Origin of the sequence: Streptomyces sp. NPDC060002 (assembly GCF_042737245.1) — a bacterium.
GTDB lineage: Bacteria > Actinomycetota > Actinomycetes > Streptomycetales > Streptomycetaceae > Streptomyces.
The window spans coordinates 1-10,514 of the sequence record NZ_JBHWUW010000111.1 but is presented as its reverse complement, the minus strand read 5'-3'; the positions used below and the strand labels follow the sequence as shown (position 1 = coordinate 10,514).

Annotated in this window: 7 protein-coding genes and 1 tRNA gene; 7 read left to right on the top strand and 1 reads right to left on the bottom strand. The window is 70.6% G+C overall.

Going from position 1 to position 10,514, the window contains the following annotated elements:
- The first annotated feature begins 736 nt into the window (after positions 1–736).
- From ACFWBD_RS41070 to ACFWBD_RS41050, 5 genes are all read left to right on the top strand, one after another.
- A complete protein-coding gene (locus ACFWBD_RS41070) occupies positions 737–2,026 on the top strand; it encodes an ABC transporter substrate-binding protein (protein ID WP_385679221.1) in 1,290 nt (429 codons plus the stop codon).
- A gap of 14 nt (positions 2,027–2,040) precedes the next feature.
- Positions 2,041–2,997 carry a carbohydrate ABC transporter permease gene (locus ACFWBD_RS41065; RefSeq protein ID WP_385679218.1) on the top strand — a complete coding sequence of 319 codons (957 nt, stop codon included), beginning with the start codon at positions 2,041–2,043 and terminating at the stop codon, positions 2,995–2,997.
- Positions 2,994–3,869 (top strand): carbohydrate ABC transporter permease, encoded by an 876-nt coding sequence (locus tag ACFWBD_RS41060; RefSeq protein WP_385679214.1) that lies wholly within the window; start codon positions 2,994–2,996, stop codon positions 3,867–3,869. The genes ACFWBD_RS41065 and ACFWBD_RS41060 overlap by 4 nt, the downstream gene beginning before the upstream one ends.
- Positions 3,870–3,879: 10 nt before the next feature.
- Positions 3,880–4,470, top strand: a complete 591-nt coding sequence (locus ACFWBD_RS41055; RefSeq protein ID WP_385679211.1) for a hypothetical protein — start codon at positions 3,880–3,882, stop codon at positions 4,468–4,470.
- A gap of 101 nt (positions 4,471–4,571) precedes the next feature.
- Positions 4,572–7,307 carry a Tat pathway signal sequence domain protein gene (locus ACFWBD_RS41050; RefSeq protein ID WP_385679208.1) on the top strand — a complete coding sequence of 912 codons (2,736 nt, stop codon included), beginning with the start codon at positions 4,572–4,574 and terminating at the stop codon, positions 7,305–7,307.
- A 7-nt stretch (positions 7,308–7,314) separates the two neighbouring features.
- Here ACFWBD_RS41050 and ACFWBD_RS41045 read toward each other — a convergent pair whose 3' ends face one another.
- A complete protein-coding gene (locus ACFWBD_RS41045; RefSeq protein ID WP_385679205.1) occupies positions 7,315–9,735 on the bottom strand; it encodes an SCO7613 C-terminal domain-containing membrane protein in 2,421 nt (806 codons plus the stop codon).
- 67 nt (positions 9,736–9,802) lie between these two features.
- On the opposite strand from ACFWBD_RS41045, the gene ACFWBD_RS41040 reads away from it, so the two are divergent.
- Complete coding sequence (locus tag ACFWBD_RS41040; RefSeq protein ID WP_385679202.1) at positions 9,803–10,249, top strand: SRPBCC family protein; 447 nt, start codon at positions 9,803–9,805, stop codon at positions 10,247–10,249.
- A 39-nt stretch (positions 10,250–10,288) separates the two neighbouring features.
- A tRNA-Val gene (locus tag ACFWBD_RS41035) sits at positions 10,289–10,360 on the top strand.
- Positions 10,361–10,514 lie beyond the last annotated feature (154 nt).

Below are 10,514 nucleotides of genomic sequence, written 5' to 3'. Positions count from 1 at the left end.
TTTCCCTCTGGGGCTTCGCTTTATTTAAACACTTATTTGTTCTGTGTTCCCACCCCTCTACCCCCCCCCGGCACGGGGGCCCGGTCGCGTAAACCCCCCCGGGCCCGACGTCGTTCGTGGACCGGCCGCCGCACGAACGAAGCCCGTGCCCAGGGAGATCCTTCGCGCCCGTCGAGCCCGGTCTCTTCGGCCCGTCGAGCCCCGTCTCGTCGCCGCTCCGCCCGTAGAGCCCGGTCTCGTCGCCTCCCCGGTCCGTAGAGCCCGGCCCAGCCGCCTCCTCGGTCACCCGTTGCCGATGCGCACCCGCCCCCGTCCCCGCCCCCCGGGCCTTCCTCTCATCCCGTGTCCCGCTGGCCACGCCCCTCCTCCGTCGGCCCGCGCCGCACTCCCCCCGAGCGGCCGCGCCGCCGCACGTGACCACTCGCCTCTCTCGTCCCGGCGGGCTCCCGCTTCTCAATCGACTCCCCTGCCCGCAGGCGGATTTCAGTCCCTCGGCGTGATCTTGCGACGGCCCGTCAGAGGTTCGGGGCACCGAACAGGCGTCCCTCACCTGCGAGTTCGTCCCGGTGGCGAGGCCGTGTCACCCATACGGGGGCAGTTCGCCGGGGAGTCGGCGCACAAGAAATTCCTGTCCGAATCATTGACGCTCTCCCAACCCCCTCGTACCTTGTGCCAGCAAGCGCTTTCTTGAAACGATTCATGCAAGCGGCAACGACGCTGCGGGGAGGGCCCGACTGTGGGAACCAGCAGGAATGTTGAGAGGCGAACGATCCTGAAGGCCGCGGGGGCGACGGCGGCCACACTGGGCCTGGCCGCGACCACGGGGTGCGGGGGAGACAGCGGCACGTCGGCGGACGGAACGGTGACGATCCGTTACGCGTGGTGGGGTGGCGAGCCGCGCACCATCGCCATCAAGAAGACGATCGCGCTCTTCGAGAAGAAGTACCCGAAGATCAAGATCAAGCCCGAATTCACCGACTACGAGGCGTTCTGGGAGAAGTTCCAGACCCAGGCCTCCGGCGGGAATCCGCCGGACGTTTTCCAGAATGCGGTCGGCTTTCTGCGCAAGTACGACAAGCGCGGTGTTCTGATGGATCTCAAGGCGCAGGCGGACGCGGGGAATCTGAGCCTGGAGAACTTCCGTAACGGGGTTCTCGCGAACGGTCAGGTCGACGGCAAGCAGATCGGCATACCGGTCGGGGCCAACACCATGTCGCTCGTCATCGACCTGAAGGCCTTCAAGAAGGCCGGTGTGGAGCCGAAGTTCGGCTGGACCTGGAACGAGTACTTCGACGCGCTGCAGACGATCCAGGACAAGCTGAAGATCGCCGGTGACACCGGCTACTTCAGCATCATGTACCTCTACGACCTGTACCTGCGTCAGAACGGCAAGGCCTTCTTCACCGACAGCGATCTCGGCTTCACCGAGGACGATGTGACGCAGTGGTGGGAGGACGGCTACAAGCGCGTGAAGTCCGGGCTGGTCGCCGACCCGAAGAAGATCGAGCAGGTCAAGCCGAAGTCCGGTCTCTCGGCCGGCCTGGCCGCGTCCGAGTTCACCTGGGACAACTTCTCCATCCGCTACGAGGGCGAGGGCGAGTCGGACTACGGGCTCGCGCCGATCCCGACCACGGACGGCAAGGACACCGGCCAGTACCTCGGCTCGCTGATGCTGAGCGCCTTCTCCGGGACCAAGCACCCGAAGGAAGCGGCCCAGTTCATCGACTTCATGGTCCACGACCCCGAGGTCGGCAAGATCATGGGCTACGACCGCGGCATCCTCGCCACCACCGAGCAGTTCGCCGCCTTCAAGCCGACCGACGCCAACAACAAGGGCGTCGCGGCCTACGAGGACGAGGTCGCCAAGGCCGACGCCCTCGGCAAGATCACCCCGCACCCGTCCGGCGCGGACGTCATCGAGGCGGCCTTCCTGCGGATCGGCGGTGAGGTCGCCCAGGGCAAGACCAAGCCGGCCGACGCCGCGAAGGCGCTGTTCAGCGAGGCCAAGGCCGCGTTCGCGGGCTGAGGGGACGTACCACCATGACGCTCGTCAAGGAAGCGCCCGCGCGCCCGGTGAAGAAGCGGCCTGCCGCTCCTGTCGCCGGGCGGCGCGGGCGGCGCCGCGAGAACCTCGCCGGCTATCTCTTCATGTCGCCGTGGATCGCGGGTTTCCTGCTGCTCACGGCGGGGCCGATGATCGCGTCGCTCTACTACGCGTTCACCAGCTACAACCTGTTCACGCCGCCCCGGTGGGTGGGGCTCGACAACTTCACGACGATGTTCCAGGATCCGCGCTGGCAGAAGTCGGTGCAGGTCACGCTGAAGTACGTCGTCGTGGCCACACCGCTGAAGCTGCTCCTCGCGCTCGGAGTGGCGCTGCTGCTCGCGCAGAAGCGGCGCGGACAGGCCCTGTACCGGGCCGCGTTCTACATGCCGTCGCTCATCGGCGCCAGCGTCTCCGTGGGCTTCGTGTGGCGGGCGCTGTTCTCCGACGACGCAGTCGTGGACCGTACGCAGAAGATCTTCGGGCTCGACGTCGGCGGCTGGATCGGCAACCCGGACTATGTCCTGTACTCCCTGGTGGCTCTGAGTATCTGGCAGTTCGGTGCGCCGATGGTCATCTTCCTGGCGGGGCTCAAACAGGTGCCGCAGGAGCTGCACGAGGCCGCCGAGATGGACGGAGCCGGCCCCTTCCGGCGGTTCTGGAACATCACGCTGCCGATGATCTCCCCGGTGCTCTTCTTCAACGTGCTGCTGGAGTCCATCCACGCGTTCCAGGTGTTCGGCTCGGCGTACGTCGTCTCCGACACCCGGTGCGGACCGGCCGACGCCACCCTCGTCTACACCTGTTACCTCTACCAGAAGGGCTTCAAGGAGGCTCAGATGGGCTTCGCCTCCGCGATGGCCTGGACGCTGGTGGTCGCGGTGGCGCTCGTCACGGCGGTCCTGTTCTGGTCGCAGAAGAAGTGGGTGCACTACGAGGAGGCCGCCAAGTGACCAGTGCCACCGGCCCCGTCGTGCGCCCCGCGAACGAGCGGCGGCGCGCCGGATCCCTCGTCTGGCACGTGGGCGCGATCCTCGTGCTCGCGGTCGTCCTCTATCCGGTGATCTGGGTGCTCGGCGCCTCGTTCAAGCCGAGCAAGGACATCATCGCCAGCCTCGACCTGCTGCCCACCGAGCCGGTCTGGGCGAACTTCTCCGGCCTCGCCGACGGTATCTCGGGCATCTCCATCACCAGCTTCTTCACCAACTCGCTGATGTACGCGGGCCTGGCCGTGGTCGGGGTGGTGCTCTCCAGCTCGCTGACGGCGTACGCCTTCGCCAAGATCCGGTTCGCCGGGCGGAACCTGCTGTTCACCCTGATGATCGGCACCCTGCTGCTGCCGTACCACGTGCTGCTCATTCCGCAGTACGTGCTGTTCCGCAACCTCGGCTACATCGACACGCTCGTGCCGCTCGTCGCGGGCAAGTTCCTGGCCACGGAGGCGTTCTTCGTCTTCCTGATGGTGCAGTTCATGCGCGGGTTGCCGCGCGAGCTGGACGAGGCCGCCAAGCTCGACGGCTGCGGGCACCTGAGGACCTACTGGTCCGTGGTGCTGCCGCTGAGCCGCCCCGCCATCATCACCAGCGCCATCTTCACGTTCATCAACGCCTGGAACGACTTCATGGGGCCGCTGATCTATCTCAACACCCCTTCCAAGTACACCGTTTCGCTCGGCCTGATGATGTTCCGCGACCAGGAGGGCATCTCCAACTACGGGAGCATGATCGCGATGTCGCTGGTGGCGCTGGTGCCGGTCATCGCCTTCTTCATGGCCTTCCAGCGCTATCTCATCGACGGCATGGCGACCTCCGGACTGAAGGGCTGAGGCGGTCACCATGGCGCAAGCACGGGTGAAGGCCCGCAAGGAGTCCGTGTTCGGCGAGCGCTTCGCGGTCTTCGCCGAGTGTCTGCTCACCGGAGTGTGGATCGCCGTGGCCTGCCTCGGGATTGTCACCTACCCTGCGGCCTTCGCCGCCGGCGCGCGGCATCTGCGCCGTCGTACGACCCATGAGGACGGTGGCTTGCGGGAGTTCGTCGCGGACTTCCGGGCGGCCGTACGCGGCGGGTGGCTCGTCGGGCTGGCCGGGTGGGCGGCGGCCGTCGCGGTCTGGGTGGACGTCCTGGCCGCGCGGGCCGGGCTTCCCGGCGGGCCGTTCGTCGGGGCCGTCGGCGTCCTCGCGCTGATCGGGCTCGCCGTGGCCCTGCTGCGGGCGGCTGCCGTCTGGACGCCGGACCGCGCCTGGCGGGCGCTGCTCGCGGATGCCGGGCGGCGGACCGTGCTCGATCCAGCCGGGTCCTTCCTGGTCGTCTGCGGGCTGGCCGTCGTCACCCTGTCCGCCTGGTTCGCGGCACCGTTGGCGGTCCCCGTCCTCGGGGCCGTCGCGGCGGCGGCCGTCGCCGTCGAGGAGCGGTACCGGCACCGCTGACGGCCGTCCCTCGCTCAAGGCCGGCGCCCCGGGCGCCGCGCCTCTCTCTGTCATGCCCCTGACCACCCTTGCACCCGCACGGAAAGGAAAGGCTGCATCTCATGTCTCCCATCCCCCGTAGGTCCCTCCTCAAGGCGGCCGCCGTCGCCGGAGCCGCCGCGCAGTTCAGCTGGGCCCTGGGCGCCAAGGCCGCGCAGGCCGCGCCTACCGCCGCCGCGGCCGACGCCGATCCCGTGACCCTGGACTGGCTGGAGGACGGCGGCCTCGGCGCCGCCCCCGGCTCCACACTCGGCGTGCCCTGGCCCGCTGGCACGTACCAGGAGGACCAGACCTTCGCGCTGACGGACGCCGACGGCAAGGACGTCCCCGTACAGTCCTGGCCGCTCGCCTACTGGCCGGACGGGTCGCTGAAGTGGACCGCCCACGCCGTGGGTTCGGGCTCCGGCAAGCTCACCCTCGCCGCCGGTACCCCGGCCGCGCCCGCCAAGAAGGTGACCGTCGACAAGAGCGGCGGCACCATCGACGTGTCGACGGGTGTCATCACCGCGAAGATCGGCAAGTCGGGCGCCACGATCGTCAAGTCCGTCACCCGCGGCTCCACCGAGATCGCCAAGAACGGCCGGCTGGTCCTGATCCGGCAGCCCGAGATAGAGGACGAGGACCAGGGCACCGTCAGGACCGAACGCTTCGAGGGCGCCATCGGCGGCGTCACCGTCGAGCAGAGCGGCCCGGTCCGCGCGGTCGTCCGCATCGACGGCAAGCACCGCAAGGGGAGCCGCAGTTGGCTCCCGTTCTCCATCCGCCTCTACTTCTACGCGGGCGCCGACTCCTTCCGCATGGTGCACACCATCACCTACGACGGGAAGCAGGAGCCGGGCAAGGCGAGCGGCGACTTCATCCGCGGGCTGGGCGTCCGCTTCACCGTCCCGATGCGCGACGAGTCCTACGACCGGCACATCCGCATCGGCGGCGAGGGCACCGGTCTGCTGCGCGAGGCCGTCAAGGGCATCACCGGTCTGCGCCGTGACCCCGGCGCGGCGGTGCAGGCGGCCCAGTACGCGGGCCAGAAGCTCCCCGACCCCGCCACCTGGGACCAGCGGGTCACCACCCGCCTCCAGTACATCCCCGAGTGGGGCGACTACACCCTCTCCCAGCTGTCGGCGGACGGCTTCGCGCTCCGCAAGCGCACCAAGAAGGGCTACGGCTGGATCGGCGCCGGCGGCGGCAAGCGGGCCTCCGGCTTCGGATACGTCGGCGGGGCGAGCGGCGGCTTCTCCTTCGGCCTCAGGGACTTCTGGGAGAAGCACCCCGCCCAGCTCGACATCCGCGACGCGCACACCGACGAGGCCGAGGTCACCCTCTGGCTCTGGTCGCCCGAGGCGCAGCCCATGGACCTGCGCTTCTACCACGACGGCATGGGCCAGGACACCTTCCCCGAACAGCTCGAGGGCCTCAACATCACCTACGAGGACTACGAGCCCGGCTTCGGCACCCCCTACGGCATCGCCCGTACCTCCGAACTCCTCTTCTGGGCGAACGAGTCGACGCCCGCCCCCGAGAAGCTCGCCGAACAGGTCGAGGCCGTACGGGTGCTGCCCCAGCTCGCCGCCCCGCCCCGGCAGCTCATCAAGGCCAAGGTGTTCGGCCCGGGCCTGTACGCCGAGCCGGACCGCTCCACTCCCGCCAAGGCGAAGATCGAGGACCATCTCGACTTCCTCTTCACCTACTACAAGGACCAGGTGGAGCAGCGCCGTTGGTACGGCTTCTGGGACTACGGCGACATCATGCACACCTATGACACCGTCAGGCACCAGTGGCGGTACGACATCGGTGGCTACGCCTGGGACAACTCCGAGCTCTCGCCCGACCTCTGGCTCTGGTTCGCCTATCTGCGCAGCGGCCGCGCGGACATCTTCCGCTTCGCCGAGGCGATGACCCGGCACACCGGCGAGGTCGACGTCTACCACCTCGGCCAGTGGGCGGGCCTGGGCACCCGGCACGGCGTGCAGCACTACGCCGACAGTGCCAAGCAGCAGCGCATCGCCAACACCACCTACCGCCGCTACTACTACTTCCTCACGGCCGACGAACGCGTCGGCGACCTCATGCACGCCAACGTCGACTCCGACGAGACGTTCCTCGCCCTGGACCCGCTGCGCAAGATCCGCACCGAGCCGTACACCCCCGACCGGCACGCCCTGTCGATCGGCTTCGGCACCGACTGGAGCGGCCTGGTGTCGGCGTGGCTGACCGAGTGGGAGCGCAAGGGCCCGAAGTGGGAGAAGGCGAAGGCCCGCGTCCTGTCGACCATGGAGACCATCGGCGCCCAGCCCAACGGCTTCGTGCAGGGCAGTGGCCTGTACGACCTGGACACCGGCAGGTTCGCGGTGGCGGCGGCCCCGGTCGTCGGCGTCTCGCACCTGTCCGCGGTCTTCGGCCTCAACGAACTGTGCGCCGAACTCATCCACCTGGTCGACATCCCGAAGTTCAAGGAGGCCTACCTGGACTACTGCCGCTACTTCAACGCCACCAAGGCGGAACAGGCGGCGCGCTACGGCAGCAACTTCGGGACCCTGCTGCTCTTCCAGGGCCATTCGCGTCTCGACGCGTACGCCGCCGTCCAGACCGGGGACGAGACGCTCGCCAAGCGGGCCTGGACGAAGTTCTACAGCTCCGACGGCTACCTGGAGTCCTCGCCGTGGAAGACGGAGCCGCTGAGCGGCCCCGCCACCCTGGTCGCGGGCGGCGAGGCCGCCTGGGTGTCCACCAACGACACCGCCCTGTACGGCCTCGCCGCCATCGAGAACCTGGCCCTCCTCGGCGACAAGATGCCGTAGCAGCCGGCTAGTTCATCCGCCCCAGGACCTCCCGCACCCGCCGGACGTCGCGCAGCCGCTGCTCGTACGTCGCACCGAGTGCGAGCAGCAGCAGCCCGGCGAGGGCGGGAGGCACCCAGCGGGGGAGCGCGTCGGTCACCTGGACCAGATACGGGGCGAGCTCGTGCAGCGTGATCAGGGCGAGCACCGAGCCGCCCAGCACGAGCGGGGCCCGCAGCCGGTGCCGGGCGCCCAGCAGGGTGAGCAGCAGCCCGGCCGCGCCCAGCAGCAGCGGCCGTGTCCACTCGGCGTCGCTCCAGGCCATGGCGAGGCTCGGCAGGAGCGTGACGGTGAGACCGGGACCGTACGCCGTCCAGGACGACGCGGCCGGGTCGCGGCGCCGGCGCAGGGCTCCGACGAGCAGCGCCGGGACCGTGACCGGCAGCGTGTACGCCTCCGGGAGCCCCACCCGCCAGGCCGCCAGCCGGACCCACGCGGCCAGCACGAACAGGGCGACGGCCGCGTAGCCGACGGCACGGCGGTCCGGACGTACGGCCGTGCCCGCCGCGATCACCCCGCACAGGGACAGCACCAGGGCGAGCAGGGGCGGGTCGGCCACCGCGAGGCCGATGGCGACGAGCCCTGCGACGGCTCCCGTCACCTCGACCGCCACCGTCGTCGCGGAGTCGTCGAGCCGCGCCGCGAGCAAGGCCGCGACCACCGGGACGACCAGCACCAGCAGGGCGACGTGTTCCGGCCGCCAGCCGGCGGACACGCCCACGGCACAGGCCAGGGCCGTGGCCCAGCCCAGGGAGGCGGCCGCGTACACCGGAGCCTGCCGACCGCGCCACGCGGCCACCGCGAACACCACGGTCAGCGACGCGAGAACGGCGAGGGTCGCCGGCTCGGTGGCCAGGGACAGGAAGGCCAGGCCGAGAGCGGTCAGCAGGGCGAGCCCGGTGGCCGTCCTTGCCGCCGACCCCCGAAGCGCCGGTGCCAGGAGCGCCGGCACCATGAGCCCCTGAATCAACAGACCGACGAAGTAGGGGAGTTCCAGTGCCGCGGGCGTGACGAGCAGCGCGGCCCAGGTCAGCGTCAGCGCGGCGGTCAGCGCCTGCGGGCGCCGCTGCTCGCCGCGTACCGCGGTGGCCAGGACCGTGGCGACCGCGACGAGGACCAGCGGCACCGTGACGGCGTACGGCGGCCAGAAGGCGTCGACCGTCACCGCGGCACGGGCGTCGGCCGGGGCCCCGGACCAGATGTGCCCCAGCCACGCCGTCGGTCCCAGCAGCGTGACGCCCACGGCCGGCGCCGCCCACAGCACCGCGCCCGCCTGGACGACACCGGAGGCCAGGGCGACACCCCGGCGCACCGCCGCCGGGCCCCGCGCGGCGGCCAACAGGGCGATCCCACAGGCCAGACAGGCCGGCACCACCCAGTCACCGGGTACCGAAACCCGCAGGACGCCACCCAGGCCGGCCGACGCGCACAGGGCGCCGGTCGCCGCCATACCCGTGGCGAGCCCCGTCCGCGGCGCGAACCTGGCCACGCCCAGGGCGATCACCGCCGCCAGGAAGAGGAGCGCCGCCGCACGGGCGGCGGCGCTCGGACCGGCGGCTCCCAGGGAGAGCAGACCGGCCGCCAGGACGCCCCAGCCGCCCGTGCCGAACGCGCACACCACGGCGACCGGACGCACCGGCCGCTCGGCCACCCGGAGCGCGACCAGCGCGTCGAACGCCGTCGTCAGCAGCACCGCGGCCGTGACCGTGAACGGCCCGCCGCCGAGCGCGAGCGTCCAGAGCGCCAGGGGGAGTTGCGCGACCGCCAGGGCGGCGGGACGGGGCAGGCGCAGCGCGGACGAGCCCGGCAGCGCGGCCGGCGCCGTGCCGTAGGCCGCCCACAGCGCCGCCAGCGCCGTCGAAGCGGCCGCCGCGTACGTCGTTGCGTCCGCCGCCGTGAACACCACCTCGTGCAGGGCGTAGGCGTCCAGCACGGTCAGCGCGAGGCCGAGGCCCGCCACCGACTCGGCGGTCGAACGCAGCCCCCGCCGCAGCAGCGCCACGGGCGCGCCGAGCACCGCCAGCGTGACCGCGCCCAGCACCAGGGAACGGCCGGCGATCCCCAGATGCCCCCAGCTGACCAGCGTGAACACCATCGCCGCGACGGTGAGCAGGATGCCGCCGAGCAGGAGGAGCACGTTCTGCACGCCCGGGGCGGTCGCCTCGGGGCGGGCGGAGGGGCCGGGCCGCGTCGGCGGGCTCGGCCACACCGGCGGGGCCGGCTGTACCGCCTGCTGAAGCGTCGTGATCAGCCAGGCGCGGCGGGCCAGCAACTGGGCCCGGCGGGCGTCCAGTTGCCGGAGCTCGCTGTCGAGGAACCGCAGCTCCTCGGCCGGGGGCGGAAAATACGTCATGTGCCGGAGTGTGGTCCGCGTCACGCCCGACGGCATGAGCGCACGTACTCAGAACACGTACTCAGATACCGTCGGCAGGACCCCCGCGCGGCACACTCGGTCCATGGACTGGACCCGTTACCGCTTCCGCAGCCTGTGGACCCTGCCCGCGCCGCCCGCCCGCGTGTACGAGGCGCTGGAACGGGCCGAGGGCTATCCGCGCTGGTGGCCCCAGGTGCGCGAGGTGAACCAGGTCGACAGCACGACCGGCGTCATCCGCATCCGCTCCCTGCTCCCGTACGACCTGACCTTCACCGCACGGGAGGTGCGGCGCGACGCGGAAACCGGGGTTCTGGAGATCGCGATGACGGGCGACCTCGACGGCTGGGCGCGCTGGACGGTCACCGCCGACGGCTCCGGCACCCTCGCCCGCTACGACCAGGAGGTCCAGGTCGCCAAGCCGCTGCTGCGGCGGTTCGCCGTGCCCGGGCGGCCGGTGTTCCGCCTCAACCACCGGCTGATGATGCGGGCCGGACGGCGCGGCCTGGCCGCGTACCTGCGAGCGGTTTGAAGGAAGCCCGCGAAGACCTGTATTGTTCGGTGCGTTCCCGGGCGATTAGCTCAGTGGGAGAGCGCTTCGTTCACACCGAAGAGGTCACTGGTTCGAACCCAGTATCGCCCACCGGGAAAGGCCGGTCCGCATCACGCGGACCGGCTTTTTTGTGCGTCCGGCGCCCTGGCCTAGTGAGCTGGTTCGGAGATGCGTGAGCAGTAGCGGCAGATTCGGTCGAGGATCTGGTCGGCGGTCTTGGTCCATTTGAAGGGTCTGGCCTGGT